Annotated in this window: 17 protein-coding genes; 10 read left to right on the forward strand and 7 right to left on the reverse strand. The window is 67.3% G+C overall.

The features are described 5' to 3' along the window. Positions 1-16: 16 nt before the first annotated feature. The 3 genes from ACQR3U_RS18665 to fabG all read right to left on the reverse strand — a co-directional run bounded on the left by ACQR3U_RS18665 (position 17) and on the right by fabG (position 3,043). Positions 17-877 (reverse strand): endonuclease domain-containing protein, encoded by an 861-nt coding sequence (locus ACQR3U_RS18665; protein ID WP_230811135.1) that lies wholly within the window; start codon positions 875-877, stop codon positions 17-19. 173 nt (positions 878-1,050) lie between these two features. After that, the gene (locus tag ACQR3U_RS18670) at positions 1,051-2,262 is read right to left on the reverse strand and encodes an acetyl-CoA C-acetyltransferase (protein WP_006550728.1); all 1,212 of its coding nucleotides are present in this window, start codon (positions 2,260-2,262) and stop codon (positions 1,051-1,053) included. A 40-nt stretch (positions 2,263-2,302) separates the two neighbouring features. After that, positions 2,303-3,043, reverse strand: coding sequence for a 3-oxoacyl-ACP reductase FabG (gene fabG, locus ACQR3U_RS18675; protein WP_230811134.1), 741 nt, complete (start codon positions 3,041-3,043; stop codon positions 2,303-2,305). A 166-nt stretch (positions 3,044-3,209) separates the two neighbouring features. Between fabG and ACQR3U_RS18680 the strand changes: the two genes are divergently transcribed. Next, complete coding sequence (locus ACQR3U_RS18680) at positions 3,210-4,394, forward strand: acyl-CoA dehydrogenase family protein (protein WP_230811133.1); 1,185 nt, start codon at positions 3,210-3,212, stop codon at positions 4,392-4,394. A gap of 126 nt (positions 4,395-4,520) precedes the next feature. On the opposite strand, the gene ACQR3U_RS18685 is transcribed toward ACQR3U_RS18680, so the two are convergent. From ACQR3U_RS18685 to ACQR3U_RS18700, 4 genes are all read right to left on the reverse strand, one after another. Further along, positions 4,521-6,176 carry an AMP-binding protein gene (locus ACQR3U_RS18685; RefSeq protein WP_230811132.1) on the reverse strand — a complete coding sequence of 552 codons (1,656 nt, stop codon included), beginning with the start codon at positions 6,174-6,176 and terminating at the stop codon, positions 4,521-4,523. Between the two features lie 14 nt (positions 6,177-6,190). Next, on the reverse strand, positions 6,191-6,955 hold the full coding sequence (locus ACQR3U_RS18690) for an SDR family NAD(P)-dependent oxidoreductase (RefSeq protein WP_006550732.1): 765 nt from the start codon (positions 6,953-6,955) through the stop codon (positions 6,191-6,193). Positions 6,956-6,995: 40 nt separating this feature from the next. After that, positions 6,996-8,126 carry a thiolase family protein gene (locus ACQR3U_RS18695; protein WP_006550733.1) on the reverse strand — a complete coding sequence of 377 codons (1,131 nt, stop codon included), beginning with the start codon at positions 8,124-8,126 and terminating at the stop codon, positions 6,996-6,998. A 166-nt stretch (positions 8,127-8,292) separates the two neighbouring features. Further along, a complete protein-coding gene (locus tag ACQR3U_RS18700) occupies positions 8,293-9,639 on the reverse strand; it encodes an MFS transporter (protein ID WP_230811131.1) in 1,347 nt (448 codons plus the stop codon). A gap of 304 nt (positions 9,640-9,943) precedes the next feature. Here ACQR3U_RS18700 and ACQR3U_RS18705 point away from each other — a divergent pair, with 304 nt between their 5' ends. From ACQR3U_RS18705 to ACQR3U_RS18745, 9 genes are all read left to right on the forward strand, one after another. Next, positions 9,944-11,188: a CoA transferase gene (locus ACQR3U_RS18705; protein WP_033097526.1), complete on the forward strand. Its 1,245-nt coding sequence runs from the start codon at positions 9,944-9,946 to the stop codon at positions 11,186-11,188. Continuing rightward, positions 11,185-12,378 carry an acyl-CoA dehydrogenase family protein gene (locus tag ACQR3U_RS18710; protein WP_230811130.1) on the forward strand — a complete coding sequence of 398 codons (1,194 nt, stop codon included), beginning with the start codon at positions 11,185-11,187 and terminating at the stop codon, positions 12,376-12,378. Before ACQR3U_RS18705 ends, ACQR3U_RS18710 begins: the two co-directional genes overlap by 4 nt. 42 nt (positions 12,379-12,420) lie before the next feature. Beyond that, the gene (locus ACQR3U_RS18715; protein ID WP_230811129.1) at positions 12,421-13,578 is read left to right on the forward strand and encodes an acyl-CoA dehydrogenase family protein; all 1,158 of its coding nucleotides are present in this window, start codon (positions 12,421-12,423) and stop codon (positions 13,576-13,578) included. Between the two features lie 83 nt (positions 13,579-13,661). After that, positions 13,662-14,282, forward strand: a complete 621-nt coding sequence (locus ACQR3U_RS18720; protein ID WP_220666284.1) for an AIM24 family protein — start codon at positions 13,662-13,664, stop codon at positions 14,280-14,282. Positions 14,283-14,288: 6 nt separating this feature from the next. Further along, positions 14,289-14,993 (forward strand): AIM24 family protein, encoded by a 705-nt coding sequence (locus tag ACQR3U_RS18725; RefSeq protein ID WP_019290601.1) that lies wholly within the window; start codon positions 14,289-14,291, stop codon positions 14,991-14,993. Next, positions 14,990-15,739: an AIM24 family protein gene (locus tag ACQR3U_RS18730; RefSeq protein ID WP_016693090.1), complete on the forward strand. Its 750-nt coding sequence runs from the start codon at positions 14,990-14,992 to the stop codon at positions 15,737-15,739. Before ACQR3U_RS18725 ends, ACQR3U_RS18730 begins: the two co-directional genes overlap by 4 nt. Before the next feature lie 151 nt (positions 15,740-15,890). Continuing rightward, positions 15,891-16,088: a (2Fe-2S)-binding protein gene (locus tag ACQR3U_RS18735; protein ID WP_230811128.1), complete on the forward strand. Its 198-nt coding sequence runs from the start codon at positions 15,891-15,893 to the stop codon at positions 16,086-16,088. Positions 16,089-16,136: 48 nt separating this feature from the next. Then, the gene (gene bfr, locus ACQR3U_RS18740; protein WP_016693088.1) at positions 16,137-16,613 is read left to right on the forward strand and encodes a bacterioferritin; all 477 of its coding nucleotides are present in this window, start codon (positions 16,137-16,139) and stop codon (positions 16,611-16,613) included. 111 nt (positions 16,614-16,724) lie between these two features. After that, positions 16,725-17,015 (forward strand): GNAT family N-acetyltransferase, encoded by a 291-nt coding sequence (locus tag ACQR3U_RS18745; protein ID WP_024102424.1) that lies wholly within the window; start codon positions 16,725-16,727, stop codon positions 17,013-17,015. Positions 17,016-17,030: the final 15 nt, after the last annotated feature.

Here is a 17,030-nt window from a genome sequence, read left to right on the forward strand (position 1 = left end):
CTCCCCGAAGTTCTGCTCAGACGGGCGCACCGGCCGCTCCCAGAGCACGCCGCACCCGTTCGACGAAGACTTCGGGCCGCCGGTAGAGGAGGTCGGCGCCGACCCGGATGACCGTCCACCCCAGTTCGGGCAGCACCGCGTACCGATCGATGTCGCGGGTGCGCTGAGTGGGGTCGGTCCAGTGCTGCACGCCGTCGTACTCCACGAGCACCCGCCACTGCTTCCATCCCATGTCGGCTCGCGCCACGAACACGTCGCCGTCGAAGATCTCGATCTGGGTCTCCGGCGGTGGGAGACCGGCACGGACGAGGAGCAGACGCGTGTGGGTCTCGGGCGGTGACGCAGCCCCACCGTCGACGAGGGCGAGCACCCGCGGCACGGCACCGATACCGTGTGCGCCTTTGCTCCTCGTCGCGAGTTCCTCGATCTCAGGCACCGTCAGGCCGGTCGCGTTGCAGAGCGCGTCGATCGTTTCGACGGCCCGATCGAACGGCATTCGTCGGGCGAGATCGAAGGCCGTCTGCGCCGGTGTGGTCGCGAACATCCCGTCGACCACGCAGGTGTCGAGCTTCGGGGCGCGTCGGACCGAGATGCCCGGCGCCGACCGGACGTGATCGGAGCGGACGAGTTCGGCCGCCGCATCCGGGTCGAGCCATCGAGTGCCGTGCACGGCAGCGGCGGACACTCCCGCGAGGACGCCGCGGCCCTGCGACCACAACCATGCCGCCTTCGCACGCAGCAGCGGGGTGGCCGGGATCCCTCGTCGGATGTAGACGTCGCGGTGGAGGTGGACGAAGTCGCGTGCGAGCCGATGCCGCGTGACGACGCCGGCAGCGAGTGCCGCGCGTCCCGAGAACGGTTCGTCGAAGTCGATCACGCGCCGAGCATGCCGGGCGCGACGCGCCTCCTGACGCCGCGTCGAGGCCCGGTTGTGGACAACCCGGCGTCATCCCCAGCCCGGTCACCTGCCACGAAAGAAGTTCGGGGAGGTTGTGTCCGGGCTTTTCGAGAAAAACCGAACACAACCTCCCCGAACCGGGAGCTGTCTGCTTACGCGACGCGCTCGAAGATCGCTGCCAAGCCCTGGCCGCCGCCGATGCACATGGTCTCGAGGCCGTAGCGGGCCTCGCGACGGTGCAGCTCGCGGGCGAGGGTGGCGAGCATGCGTCCGCCGGTCGCGCCGACCGGGTGGCCGAGCGAGATGCCGGAGCCGTGGACGTTGGTGCGCTCGAAGTCGGCCTTGCCGAACTTCCACTCGCGGGTCACGGCAAGGGCCTGCGCGGCGAACGCCTCGTTGAGCTCGATGATGTCGACGTCGGCGAGGGTGATGCCCGCCTTGGCGAGGGCGACCTCGGTGGCCGGCACGGGGCCGATGCCCATGACCTTGGGCTGGACACCGGCGACGCCCCACGAGACGAACCGCACCAGCGGGGTCAGGCCCAGCTCGGCGGCCTTCTCCGGGGTGGTGACGATGGCCATGGACGCGGCGTCGTTCTGGCCGCTGGCGTTGCCGGCGGTGACGGTGGCCTCGGGGTCCTGCTTGCCCATGATCGGCTTCAGCTTGGCGAGGGTCTCCAGGCTGATGTCGGGACGCGGGTGCTCGTCGGTGTCGATGACCTCGTCGCCCTTACGGCTGCTCACCGTGACGGGGATGATCTCCTCGGCGAGGATCCCGTTCTTCTGGGCGTGGACTGCACGCAGGTGCGAGTTCAGGGCCAGCTCGTCCTGCTCGTCGCGGGAGATCGAGTACTCCCGACGCAGGTTCTCCGCGGTCTCGATCATGCCGCCGGGCACCGGGTAGAAACGGCCACCGGCGGTCGAGCGGGCTCGGACCAGCCCGTCGTGCATCTGCACACCGGTGCGGGCGCCGCCCCAGCGGATATCGGTGGAGTAGAACGCCGCGTTGCTCATCGACTCGGTGCCACCGGCGACGACGAGATCGTGGTCGCCGTTACCGACCTGGAAGGCGGCCTGGATGACGGCCTGCAGGCCCGAACCGCAGCGACGGTCGATGTGCATGCCGGGCACCGTGATCGGCAGACCGGCGTCGAGAGCGACGACGCGGCCGATGGCCGGGGCCTCACTGTTGCCGTTGCAGTGGCCGAGGATGACGTCCTGAACCTGTTCGGGCGCAACACCGGTGCGCTCGAGTAGACCCTTCAGGGCCGCGACACCGAGATCGACTGCGGTGAGGGACTTGAACATTCCGCCGTAGCGGCCGATCGGGGTACGGACCGGCTCGCAGATGACAACTTCACGCATGATGACCTTTCGGGAAGAGAGGGAGGTGACGGATGGACCGTCACATGAAGCGGCCGCCGGTGACCTCGAGGACGGTGCCGGTCATGTAGGAGGACATGTCGGACGCGAGGAACAGTGCGACGGAGGCGATCTCGTCGACCTCGCCGGGGCGGCCCATGGGGATCTCGGCCATCTTCCGGTCCCATGCCTTCTGCGGCATGGCCTCGGTCATCGCCGAACGGATCAGGCCGGGCTGGATCGCGTTGACGCGGACGCCGTGGTACGCCATCTCCTTGGCGGCGGCCTTGGTGAGGCCGACGATGCCCGCCTTGGCGGCGGAGTAGTTGGTCTGGCCGACCATGCCGACCTTGCCGGACAGCGAGGAGATGTTGACGATCGCGCCGCGCTTGGCCTCACGCATGATCGCGGCGGCCTTGCGGGTGCCGTGCCAGGTGCCCTTGAGGTGCACCGAGATGACGAGGTCGAAGTCCTCTTCGGTCATCGTGCGCATCGTCGCGTCGCGGGTGATACCGGCGTTGTTGACCACCACGTCGAGCGAACCGAAACCGTCGACGGCCTCGGCGAGGAGGGTGTCCCAGTCGGCGGACTCGACGACGTTGGCGCGCACGGCCCGGGCCACGTCGCGCCCTCCGAGCTTCTCGGCGGCGGCGGTGGCGGCATCGAGATCGAGGTCGCCGATCACGACGCGGGCGCCGGCGTCGACGAACTCCTGTGCGATGGCGAAGCCGATTCCCTGAGCGCCACCGGTGATCACGGCAGTGCGGTTCTCCAACAGAGACATCTATGATTCCTTTCGGCGGGACTCGGGACGGCCCCCAGACAAGTCGATGCTCCGAATATAACGGCGAACCGGCCGGTAGAACGGCTCTCATCCATCGACAATGCCTATACGGGAATGGCGCCATTCGTATTGGACACCTCCCCGCGGCCGCACGAAGGTTGTAGACATGACACTCTCCATCCCGGCCCCCGAGGTCGACGAGGACGACTTCCGCGAGATCCTCGCGCAGACCCGCGCGTTCGTGCGCAACGTGGTCGTGCCGCGCGAGCAGGAGATCGCCGAGACCAATGCGATTCCCGAGGACATCCGCCAGGCCGCGAAGGACATGGGCCTGTTCGGATACGCCATCCCGCAGGAGTGGGGCGGCCTCGGCCTGAATCTGCAGCAGGACGCGGAACTCGCGATGGAGCTGGGTTACACGACCCTGTCGCTGCGCTCGATGTTCGGCACCAACAACGGCATCGCGGGCCAGGTGCTCGTCAACTTCGGCACCGACGAGCAGAAGCAGCAGTGGCTCGAGGGCATCGCCTCCGGCGAGGTCGTCGCATCCTTCGCCCTCACCGAGCCGGGCGCCGGCTCGAACCCGTCGGGTCTGCGTACCAAGGCCGTGCGCGCCGGTGACGACTGGGTGATCACCGGCGAGAAGCGCTTCATCACCAACGCGCCGCTGGCGAACCTGTTCGTCGTGTTCGCCCGCACCCGTCCGGCAGACGGGAACGGCACCGGAATCGCGGTCTTCCTCGTCCCCGCCGACACCCCCGGCCTGACGGTGGGCAACAAGGACGCCAAGATGGGCCAGGAGGGCGCCTGGACCGCCGACGTGCACTTCGACGACGTGCGTGTGCCGAACTCCGCGCTCGTCGGCGGCAGCGAGGACGTCGGCTACAAGGCCGCCATGGTCTCGCTCGCCCGCGGTCGCGTGCACATCGCCGCACTGTCGGTCGGCCAGGCCCAGCGCGCACTCGACGAGTCTGTCGCCTACGCCGCGACCGCCACGCAGGGCGGCAACCCCATCGGAAACTTCCAGCTCGTGCAGGCGATGATCGCCGACCAGCAGACCGGTGTGATGGCCGGCCGCGCCCTCGTCCGCGACGCCGCGAAGGCGTGGGTCGAGGAGACCGACCGCCGCATCGCACCGTCGGTCGCGAAGCTGTTCTGCACCGAGATGGTCGGCAAGGTCGCCGATCTCGCCGTCCAGATCCACGGTGGCATCGGCTACATGCGCGAGGTGCCGGTCGAGCGGATCTACCGCGACGTGCGTCTGCTGCGCCTGTACGAGGGCACCAGCGAGATCCAGCGTCTGATCATCGGCGGCGGACTCGTCAAGCAGGAGCAACAGAAGAACTCCTGACCTTCGGGGCGCGGTTCCGGAACAGGTACGTCCGGAACCGCGCCCGAACCGATTCTTGCGAATCACCTTCCACCGCATACGAAGAAACCCCCGGCATCGGATGCCGGGGGTTTCTCGTGTGCGGGGTCAGGAGACCGTCAGTCGCGATCGCAGATCGGTCTTGAGGATCTTGCCCGCGGCGGAGGTCGGCAATGCGTCGACCACCACCACTTCACGGATCTTCTTGTACGGCAGGACCTGTTCGGCGACGTACGCCTTCAGCTCCTCCGCGGCGGGCTCCTCGCCGTCGACGGGGACGACGAAGGCTACCGGCTCCTGACCGATCGCGCCTGCCTCCCGCCCGACGACCGCCGCAGTGGACACCTTCGGGTGGGTCACCAGGATCTCTTCGAGCTCACGCGGATACACGTTGTAGCCCTTGTAGATCAACATGTCCTTCGCCCGGTCGGCGATGTACACGAATCCGTCGGCATCGCGGTAGGCGATGTCGCCGGTGGCGAGCCAGCCGTCGACGTACTGTTCCGCGGTGATCTCGGGGTGTCCGAGATATCCGTCGGTGACCTGCGGTCCGCGGATCCACAGTTCGCCGAGCTCTCCGTCGGGGAGGACGACGGTCGGATCGATCTGCGAGCGGATCTCGAGTTCGGTGTCGAAGACCGGGAGGCCGACGCTTCCGAGGCGGTACTCCGAGTCGACGACGAGCGGCATCGCCGTGACGACGCAGGTGCCCTCGGTGAGCCCGTAACCCTCCGCGATACGTGCGTTGGGGAACGCACGCTCGAGGTTCCCGAGGGTCACGTGGTCGATCGGAGCGGCACCGGACGACACGACCCGCACGGTGGACAGGTCGCGGGTCTCGACGTCGGGATGCGTAGCGAGGGCGTGCCACATCGCCGGGCTGCCGGTGATGTAGCCGGCCTCGTATCGTTCGATCAGCTCGAGCATCCGGGCCGGATCGAAGCGACCCGCGAGGACCTGGGTCAGGCCGCACGCGAGAAGGAACGACGTGTTGATCAGCGCGTGCGCGTGGAACAGCGGCGACACCACGATCGTCGAACCCTGACCCGGGACCGCACCGGCGATTTTCAGGTCGCCGATCGGTTCGAGCGAGATGCGCCCGTCGACATCGGCGACCAGCTGGTGCCCGGCGCGCCACGCACACATCTGCGTGACGTTGCCGACGACGTTGCGGTGCAGGACGCGCACGCCCTTCGAAATGCCGGTCGTGCCACCGGTGTACGCGATGTGCGCGATATCGTCCGGACTGGTGACGACCGGTTCGAAGGTCTGCGGACGTCCTTCGAGCGCATCGCCGAAGCGCACGGCACCCGGCGCGGTGACCGCTTCGTCGGAGACGACCGCGATCAACCGGATACTCGTTCCGGACGCAGCCCGGAACAGGGTGTCGGCCTGTGCGGAACCGGTGACCGCCGCGGCTGCGGAAGTCTCCTCGATCTGCCGGCGCAGACCCGGTTCGGGCTGCAGCGGATTCACGAGCGTGACCGCCGCTCCGACGCGGAGCGCACCGTAGTAGGCGATGTGGAACTCGACGCAGTTACCGAGGTCCAGGAGCACCACGTCGCGGGCCCGCACCCCGGCCTCGTGCAGCACGCCGGCGAACTGCGCCGAGCGTGCGTCGAGGTCGTTGTAGGTGAGCACCCGGTCGCCGTCGATCACCGCGGGACGGTCGCCGTAGACGGCGGCGAGGCTCGGTGCCCACACCGCCATCGTCGTCGCCGGGTACGACAGCCTGCGCTGTGCGAGGTCGGAAGCCGAGGTCATGGTCGACGCCCGGTTCACCGCGGTGCCATACGGATGGCGCCGTCGAGGCGAATGGTCTCGCCGTTGATGTAGCCGTTCTCGAGGATGTTCGTGGCCAGCTGCCCGAACTCGTCGGGCCGGCCCAGACGCGACGGGTTGGGCACGGTCGCTTCGAGCGACGTGCGGACGTCCTCGCGCAGGCGGGCGAGCAGCGGGGTGTCCATGATGCCGGGGGCGATGGTGTTGACGCGGATGCCCTTGCTGGCGAGGTCGCGTGCGGCGACGATCGTCATGCCGACGATGCCGGCCTTGGACGCCGAGTAGTTGATCTGGCCGATCTGGCCCTCGAAGGCCGCGACGGAGGCCGTCATGACGACGGCGCCACGCTCGTCCTCGATGAGGTCGAGTTCGGCCATGCGCTCGGCGCCGAGGCGCAGCGCGTTGAACGAGCCGATGAGGTTGAGGCGGATCACGAACTCGAAGTCCTCGAGCGAACCGGCCTTGCCCTCCTTGTCGAGGATGCGCATCTTGCGTCCGGCGCCGGCGCAGTGCACGACACCGCGCAGGCCGCCGCGCTCGTGCGCGACGTCGAGAGCCGCAGCGAACTGCTCCGAATCGGTCACGTCGCCGGGGGCGAAGACGGCGCCGTCGCCGAGCTCCTTGGCGATCTCCTCACCGTTCGAGCCGGGGAGGTCGATGAGGGTGACGTTGCCGCCGGCGGCCAGGACGCGACGTGCCGTGGCGAGACCGAGACCGGACGCTCCGCCGGTGACGGCAACGGACAGACCCTTGAGTTCCATAGTGCTTCCTTCGGATTCGTAGCAGCTGGGTGACGTGAGATCAGAGCAGTTCGAGGATGGTGGCGTTGGCCATGCCGCCGGCCTCGCACATCGACTGCAGGCCGTAGCGGATGCCGTTGTCGCGCATGTGGTGCACGAGGCGGGTCATGAGAATCGCGCCGGAGCCGCCGAGGGGATGGCCGACACCGATCGCGCCGCCGAGCGGGTTGAGGCGGTCGGGCTTCGCGCCGGTCTCGACCTGCCATGCCAGCGGCACCGGTGCGAAGGCCTCGTTGATCTCGAAGGCGCCGATGTCGTCGATGGACAGACCGGAACGCTCGATGGCCTTCTCGGTGGCGGGGATGGGGCCGGTGAGCATGACGACCGGGTCGTCGGCGGCGACGACGGCGGTGTGGATGCGTGCGAGCGGGGTCCAGCCCTGCGCCGCGGCGTATTCGCTGGTGGTGATGAGCAGGGCGCCGGCACCGTCGGAGATCTGCGAGGAGTTGCCGGCGTGGATCACGCCGTCCTCCTTGAAGACGGTCTCGAGCTTGGCCAGCGACTCGACGGTGCCGCCGCGGCGGATGCCCTCGTCGGTGGCGAACTCGCCGACCACGGCGATCTGGCCGGTGAAGGCGCCCGCGTCGGTGGCGGCTGCGGACAGTTCGTGCGAGCGCAGCGAGAATTCGTCGAGCTGCGTGCGGGAGAAACCCCACTTCTCGGCGATCATCTCGGCGCCGATGCCCTGGCTGAAGCCGCCGACCTCGAAGCGGTCGAGCACGTTCTGCGGGAAGTGCTGACCGTCCTTGCCGGCGCTGCCCATCGGCACACGGCTCATGGACTCGACACCACCGGCGATCACGACGTCGTTCTGGCCGGAGATGACGGTCGCGGCGGCGAATGACACGGCCTGCTGGCTCGATCCGCACGCCCGGTTGATGGTGGTGGCGGGTACGGTGACCGGCCATCCGGCCGCGAACACGGCGCTGCGCGAGACGATTCCGGCCTGGTCGCCGACCTGGCTCACACAACCCCACTGGACGTCGTCGATCGTGGCGGGATCGAGGCCGGTCCGCTCCGCCAGTGCGGTCAGCACGTGGGCGGACAGGTTGACGGGGTGGATCTCGGACAGTGCACCACCGCGACGTCCGATGGGGGAACGGACGGCGTCGACGATCACGGCATCGCGCATGCGAATCGGTCCTTTGCTGTTGCGGGACACGGTTGCCGGGCAACCGTGGTGGGAAAAGACGACCGGCCGGGTGGTGGTCCTCACATTCGAGGAGACCATGCACCCGGCCGGTAGGGGTAAGTCTTTCGGCGGAAGCTTCCGTTAGGCGGAAGCTATGCCGAACAGGTCAGGCGGCTGCCCGGATGATCTTGCGGTCGCGCTCCGGGTCGGCCAGGAAGAGCACCAGGATCGCGGCGAGCGCACCGAGTGCACCGATGACCTGGAAGGCCGTTGCATAGCCCTCCGCCGCGGTGGCGGCGTTGTCGACGAGGACACCCGTGCCGTAGGGGGCAACGAGACCGCCGACCGCCATCAGCGCGAGGAAGACACCCATCGTGCCGGCGGTCTGCTGCGGCGGGCACAACTCGGAGATCGCGGCGTTGATCAGCGGGAACGCGATGGCGCCGAAGCCGTAGCCGATGGAGACGACCGCGACGGCCAGAGCCGGCGTACCGATGGACGGGAGGAAGACCAGGATGGCACCGCAGATGAGCACACCGACGGCGGGCACGATGATGCGGACGACCCGCGAGCGGTAACCCTTGGCGCTGAGGCGGTCGGTGACCGTGCCCGAGCTGATCATGAGGAACAGACCGATGATGGACGGCAGGGCGAACATCGAGCCGGCCTGCAGAGCGCTGTAGCCGAGACCGACCTCGAAGTAGGACGGCAACCAGGTCAGGACGACGGTGGTGAGCGCGTAGACGACCATGATCAGGATCGCGCAGCTGATGAAGGTGCGAGTGAGGAAGATCTTGCGCCACGGCACGGACGGTTCGGTCTGCGCGGCGGAAGCGGCGGTCTCGGCGCCCTTGACGGCCCGGGTCGTGTAGGGGCCTTCCTTCCAGCCGAGGAGCCAGCAGCCCATCCAGATCGCACCGAGGATCGACAGCGAGATCAGCGCGGCACGCCATCCCCATTCGACGGTGATGAGGGTCAGGACGGGAGCGAGGGCGATCTTGGCGACCGAGGCGGAACCGGCCAGGAAGGCGCCGGGCAGGCCACGCTTGGCCGGCGGGTGCCACGAGTACGCGGCGGTGTGCATGAGCGCCGAGCTCGGTCCTTCGGCGAGACCGAGCAGCATGCGGGTGACGACCAGCATCGCGAAACTCGCACTGACGACCAGCGGCAGCATGACGAGGGACCAGGTCAGGCCGAGGGCCAGCAGGGCCCAGCGGAGGGTCATGTACTTGTTCAACGGCCCGGCGAAGAAACCGCCGACGGTGAATGTGACGAAGAACAGCGACCCGACCAGGCCGATCTGGGAGGAGCTCATGCCGAGCTCACGCGCCAGAGGCTGGGCGATGATGCCGAGGACGGCCTTGTCGGCGTAGTTGACGACGTAGAGGAAGATGACCAGGCCGGTCATGCTCCATGCGCGGCCGGGGGTCACGAGAGGTGTCGAGCCGGTCGTCGGCCGACCGGGCCCGCCGGCGGCTGCCGACTTGTCGTGCGCGATTTCGCCTGTGGTCACTGGGAGTCCCTTCAGAACTCGAGCGGGATGGCCGACTTACGAACGATCGGTATGTCGCTGTCGGAAGAACGTCACGCCTGGCGTCTGCATGTATTGAACGTGAGCCATGTCACCTGAAGCAAAGAGCGGGAGGCGAACGAATCGATCACTGAAACCTATGACTCATCACACGGCGGATTCAGGCCGCATCGAGTATTGGTCTGCGCTAACCGAGCGATAGCCGATCGGTGCTGTTCCGGGCGGCAGAACCTGGGCATGCTGACTGTGCCCGAAACAATCTGCGACGAGGACGAGCGAGCCCAGCATGAACTCCACCGCTTCCACCGACGAACTGCCCTCGTCCACTGCACCCCTCGCGGGAGTGCGCGTGGTCGAGGTGTCCAGCTTCGTGGCCGCACCCCTGTGCGGCATGACCCTGGCCGCGCTCGGCGCCGACGTGATCCGGGTCGACCCGATCGGCGGCGCTGCCGACTACCGCCGCTGGCCGGTCACCGACGGCAACGAGTCGATCTACTGGGCCGGCCTGAACAAGGGCAAGCGATCGCTCGCAGCGGATTTCCGTAGCCCGGAGGCACAGAACCTGATCCGCGACCTGATCATCGATGCCGGCGTGCTGGTCACCAACGCCGCCGGTCGCTCGTGGCTCGACTACGACGAACTCGCCGCGATCCGCCCCGACCTGATCCACGTGCAGGTCCTCGGTCGCGCCGACGGCACCGGCGCCGTCGACTACACCGTCAACGCCGCCGCCGGTTTCCCGCAGGTCACCGGTGCCGAGAACGTCTCGACTCCGGTCAACCACGTGCTGCCCGCCTGGGACGTCTCGTGCGGCCTGTACGCGGCCCTGTCGGTTGCCTCGGCCGTCTACCGTCGCGAGATCACCGGCGCCGGAACGAGAGTCGTTCTCCCGCTCGAGGACGTCGCGTTCGCGACCGTCGGCAATCTCGGCTACATCGCCGAGGCCCAGCTCGGCCGCCCCGTCCGGGAGAAGGTCGGCAACTCCGTCTACGGCACCTACGGCGCCGACTTCGCCACCAGCGACGGCGCACGCTTCATGCTCGTCGCGCTCACGCCGCGCCACTTCCGCGATCTCACCGAGCTCACCGGCACCGCCGAGGCCGTGGCCGCACTCGAATCCGCCCTGGGCGTCGACTTCCGCGACGAGGGCACCCGGTTCGAGCACCGCCACGTGCTCAACAGCCTGTTCGGCGCCTGGTTCTCGCGCCACACCGCCGACGAGGTCGAGACGGCGCTGGGCGGCACCTCGGTCCTGCACGAGCGCTACCGCACGTTCGCCGAACTCGCCGCCGACCCGCGCGTGACCGACAACCCGATGTTCCACAAGCTCGACCAGCCGCGCATCGGCAGCTACCACGCCCCGAGCACCCCGATGTCCTTCGACGGCCGGTACCCCGAGGTCCGCCCCGCGCCGGCCAACGGCGACGACACCGCCGAGGTGCTCACCGAACATCTCGGGCTGACCGACGACGAGATCGACGCCCTCGCAGCATCCGGCACCATCCGCATCTCCCAGAAAGAGCACGCATGACCCGCCTCGCCCAGACCCTCGGTCTGACGGAATTCCAGTCCGAGATCCTCGACACGGTCCGCGCCTTCGTCGATCGCGAGATCATCCCGAACGCTCAGGAACTCGAGCACTCGGACACCTACCCGCAGGCCATCGTCGACCAGATGCGCGAGATGGGCCTGTTCGGGCTGATGATCCCCGAGGAGTACGGCGGGCTCGGCGAGTCGCTGCTGACCTACGCGCTGTGCGTCGAGGAACTCGCCCGCGGCTGGATGAGCGTCTCCGGCGTCATCAACACGCACTTCATCGTCGCGTACATGATCCGCCAGCACGGCACCGAAGAGCAGAATCAGTACTACCTGCCCCGCATGGCCACCGGTGAGGTCCGCGGCGCGTTCTCGATGTCCGAGCCCGCACTCGGCTCCGACGTCGCCGCCATCCGCACCAAGGCCAAGCGCGACGCCGACGGCAACTACGTCATCAACGGCCAGAAGATGTGGCTGACCAACGGTGGTAGCTCCACTCTCGTCGCCGCGCTGGTCAAGACCGAGGAAGGCTCCGACAAGCCCCACAAGAACCTGACCACCTTCCTGGTCGAGAAGCCTGCCGGCTTCGGTGAGGTCGTCCCGGGTGTCACCATCCCCGGCAAGATCGACAAGATGGGGTACAAGGGCATCGACACCACCGAGCTCGTCTTCGACAACTACAAGGCCTCGGCCGATTCGATCCTCGGTGGGGAGCCCGGCAAGGGCTTCTTCCAGATGATGGACGGTGTCGAGGTCGGCCGTGTCAACGTCTCGGCCCGCGCGTGCGGTGTCGCGATCCGCGCCTTCGAGCTCGCCGCCCGCTACGCCCAGCAGCGCACCACCTTCGGCAAGCCCATCGCCCAGCACCAGGCGATCTCGTTCTCCCTCGCGGAGATGGCCACCAAGGTCGAGGCCGCCCACCTGATGATGGTCAACGCCGCGCGTCTGAAGGACTCGGGTGAGCGCAACGACGTCGCCGCCGGTATGGCCAAGTACCTCACCAGCGAGTACTGCTCCGAGGTCACCCAGGCCGGCTTTCGCATCCACGGCGGCTACGGCTATTCGAAGGAGTACGAGATCGAGCGCCTCATGCGCGAGGCTCCCTTCCTGCTCATCGGCGAGGGCACCAGTGAGATCCAGAAGACGATCATCAGCAAGGGCGTGCTGCGCAGCTACGCACTGTAAGGTGCTCCCCCACAATCACATCCATCCCTGGAAGGACAACGCGTGAAGCGCACGCTGTACAACGAGGATCACGAGGCGTTCCGGCAGACCGTCCGCGACTTCATCGCGAAGGAGGTCGTGCCCGTCTACCCCGAGTGGGAAGAGACCGGCCATCCTCCGCGCGAGTTCTACAGCCGCATGGGAGAACTCGGGCTCCTCGGCATCCAGGTTCCCGAGGAGTACGGCGGAGGCGGCGAGACGTCGCTGAAGTTCAACGTGATCCTCGCCGAGGAGGCGTCGGCGGCCGGTGTGTCGTTCGGTTCGTCGTCGGTGCACTCGAACCTGATCCTGCCGTACATCATGCAGAACGCCACCGAGGAGCAGAAGCAGCGCTGGCTCCCCGGGTTCGCCTCGGGTGAGCTGATGTTCGCCATCGCGATGACCGAGCCGGGCACCGGTTCCGACCTCGCCAGCATCGCGACCACCGCGAAGCTCTCGGAGGACGGCAGCCACTACGTCCTCAACGGCGCGAAGACGTTCATCACCGGCGGTGCTCTCGCCGACCGCATTCTCGTCGTGGGCCGCACCTCGCCGTACAACCCCGAGGACCGTCGCGGTGGCCTGTCGATCCTGTTGGTGGACACCAAGAGTGAGGGCTTCGCGGTCGGACGCAAGCTCCACAAGATCGGTCTCAAGACCTCGGACACCGCCGAGCTGTCGTTCGACGACGTGAAGGTGCCGGTCGCCGATCTGCTCGGCAAGGAGGGCGAGGCGTTCTCGTACCTGACGCAGAACCTCGCGCAGGAGCGTCTCACCATCGCGTTCGGTGCTGCCGCCACCGCGGCCGCGGCGATCCAGCACGCCATCGCATACACCAAGGACCGCAAGGTCTTCGGCAAGCCGGTCGCGTCCTTCCAGAACACCAAGTTCGTGCTCGCCGAGTGCTCGACCGAACTGCAGGCCATGCAGATCATGGTCGACAACGCGATCGAGCTCAACGACCGCGACGAACTGACGGTGCCCGACGCCGCCCGCGCGAAGCTGTTCGCGACGGAGGCCGCCGGCCGCATCATCGACAAGTGCCTGCAGCTGCACGGCGGCTACGGCTACATCACCGAGTACCCCATCGCCCGCCTCTACGCCGACACCCGCGTGACCCGCATCTACGGCGGCACCAACGAGGTCATGAAGACGATCATCGCCAAGGATCTGGGACTGTAGGTCTTCTGTAGTTCTTCGGTGGAGTGGGCCCCGCTACCGGGGGTTCACTCCACCGAAGTCGTTTCCGACTATCGTTTCCCGCCATGCGGCTAGTCGTGAAGACCAAGAGGGTGATCGAAGCCCACCTGAACAATTCGTCCGTCCGGGCCCTGTCGGGGTCGATGGTGGCGTACGAGGGCCAGGTCGGTTTCAAGTCCGCCGGTTTCGGTGGTGGCGAGGGTGTTCTCTCCGGGCTGCGGCAGCGCGCGACGGGTGAGGGGCTCTCGCTCATGGAGTGCAGCGGCACGGGCGTCGTCTACTTCGCGCACCAGGCGCAGGACGTCACGGTGCTGGAGCTGAACAACGAGACGCTGCAGGTCGAGTCCGAGCAGTTGCTGGCGCTGAGCGGGAATCTGAACACGAACGTGACGTTCGCGGGTCTGCGCGGCGGCATGAGCGGCCAGGGTCTGTTCACCACGACGGTGACGGGGACCGGGCAGGTCGCGCTGCTCTCCGCCGGGGGCCCGCTCATCCATCTCGAGGTGTCGCCGCAGCATCCCCTCGTCGTCGATCCCGACGCCTTCGTGTGCGCGAAGGGGCAGCTCACGCAGTCGTTCGTCACCGACGTGTCGTGGCGCTCGGCCATCGGTCAGGGCAGCGGCGAGGCGTTCTCCCTCGAGTGGGTCGGCGTGGGCGTGGTCTCCATCCAGCCGGCGGAACGGTAGGAACAGATGAGCTTCACGAAGATCAACGGCAAGGTCGTGCGCGTCGACCTGCGGCAGTCCGGTCCCGTCGTGGCCCGCCGCGGCGCGATGCTGTTCTACACCGGCAACGTCCGGTTCTCCCCCCACGGTGTTCCCGGTGGCGTCGGGGGCGCTCCGGGTCTCGGTGGTCTCGCCGGTATGGCGGGACGCATGCTGCAGGGTGAGCACGAGGCCACGATGCTCGCGCAGGGCGACGGTGTCGTGCACTACGGCTTCCGCGGTCTCGAGACGCACATCGTCGACATGTCCGCGGGCGGTGAGCTGCGGGCGGAAGCGTCGCGCCTGCTCGCCCACACCACCGGTCTGCAGTCCACGGTCGTCTCGGTGGCCGCCGCCTCCGGTGGGGGCGGTGGCGGCGGGGGTCTGCTCGGGGCGCTGCGCGGCGCCGCCACCGGAGCGATGACCGGCACCGGCATGTTCACCACCCAGCTGATCGGCCAGGGCGCGGCGGTGCTGCTCGCCCACGGCGGCGTGTTCGAGCTTCAGGTGGGTGGTCCGACGCCCGTGGTCGTCGACCCGCAGGCGTTCGTGGCGTCCTACGGCCCGGTCCGCACCGAACTGAAGTCGTCGATGAGCTGGCGGAACGTCGGTCGCACCGGTGGGGAGGCCATGCAACTCGAATGCAGCGGACAGGGCATCGTCTACGTGCAGGCATCGGAGGAGAAGCTGTGAGTACCGTTCTGAACCCGTCGAGCTTCGGCGGCAGCGACAACGTGCCGGGCAACCCCTACGCCTACTGCATCGACCTGCAGACGCCCTGGTTCCTGTCGAAGGGCGCGATGATCGCGTACTACGGTCAGGTGCAGTTCTCGGCACTCACCCACGGGCTGCAAGGACACCTGCTGCACATGGTGGCCCAGCAATTCTCCGCTCCGCTCTATCTCGGCGACTACGTCGTGGCCGAAGGCTTCGGGAAGCTGATCATCGGCGACCGCGGATACGACATCAACTCGTACGACCTCGACGACGGCAACCTCACGATCCGGCAGGCCAATCTGCTGGCCTTCGAACCGGGCCTGTCGCTCAACCAGTCGATCGTCCCGGGTTTCCTCACCCTCATCGGTACGGGCCGTTTCCTCGCGTCGTCGAACGGGCCGGTGATGTTCGCCGAGCCGCCGCTGCGGGTCGACCCGGAGGCGCTCGTCGGGTGGGCCGACTGTCCGTCCCCCAGCCATCACTACGACGAATCGTGGATCACCGGATTCGTCTCGGCCGGGGCGCGGCGTTTCGGTGTGCAGTCCGGTGAGGAACGGCAGTTCGATTTCACCGGTGCCGGAACCGTCCTGATCCAGTCGAGCGAGAAGGTCCTCGACGATTCGTCGCTGGTGCGCACGATCGAGAATCAGATCCCAGGCCTCACCTCGCCCGGTCTGCACCGGATCAACCAGGTGGTCTCGCAACACCTGCAACAGCAGTAGCTGCAGTATCACACCCTGGGATGGACCTGGGCATAACACGGATCCGACCCCCTCTTCTTGTGACGACGATCACAAGCTAGGCTAGCCTAAGCCGATGTAAGGTTTGGGCAACCTAAGTGAGTGTTCCCTCAGTCGCAGAAAGGTGGCTCTGATGATCGTCTGCAGTTGCCACGCTCTTACCCACCACCACATCGAGGCAGAGGTGGCTGCGGGAGCACGCTGTACCCGCGAGGTGAGCGCCAAGTGCCGCGCCGGCACCGATTGTGGCAGCTGCGTCCGGAACATCTCCGCGATCATCCAGCAGGCCCGCCGGCGGAATGAGACCATCGAACTCGAGACCGCCGTGTAGCCAGCCCCTACCCGGCGGTAAACCTGATGGTTCACCCCGGGAGGTGCCATGAAGGGCGACAAGAAGGTCATCGAGTTGCTCAACGAACAACTCACCGCCGAGCTCACCGCGATCAATCAGTACTTCCTGCATTCGAAGATGCAGGACAACCGCGGATGGGCGAAACTCGCGAAGCACACTCGCGACGAGTCGTTCGACGAGATGCGTCACGCCGAGAGACTCACCGATCGGATCCTCTATCTCGACGGACTCCCCAACTACCAGCGCCTCGGGGCGTTGCGTCTGGGTCAGACCGTCAAGGAGATGCTCGAGGCCGACCTGCAGGTGGAGATCGAGGCCCGCGACCGGCTCCGGAAGGGAGCCGAGTACATGCGCTCGGTCAGCGACATCACCTCGGCCAACATCTTCGAGGAGATCCTCGCCGACGAGGAAGAACACATCGACTATCTCGAAACCCAGCTCGATCTGATCGAGCAGCTCGGCGAACCGCTGTACCTCGCCCAGCACATCTCTCCGCCGGAATAACCCGGCACAGCAGAACGGGCCGCGGCATTGCGCCGCGGCCCGTTCTCTATGCTGTGGACACACCAGCTTGGCTGTGGGACACACCAGCTTGTCGACGGTGAGAGGAAGACCATGAGCGATTCGTCCGTGACCGTGGTGCACAACGCCGAGAAACAGAGGTACGAAGTCCGGGACGACGACGCCGTCGTCGGATACACCCAGTACCACCCCGACGACGACGGCCGCCTCGTCTTCGACCACACCGAGATCGACAAGGGTTACTCCGGTCAGGGACTCGGAGGCAAGCTCGTCGGTTTCGCCCTCGACGACGTCCGCGAACGCGGCAAGCGCATCGTCGCGATCTGCTCGTACGTCGACAAGTTCATCGAGAAGCACCCGGACTACCGGGATCTGACCGACTAGACATGCACGCGGGCG

Source organism: Rhodococcus sp. IEGM1339 (genome assembly GCF_050321925.1).
Classification (GTDB): domain Bacteria; phylum Actinomycetota; class Actinomycetes; order Mycobacteriales; family Mycobacteriaceae; genus Rhodococcus; species Rhodococcus pyridinivorans.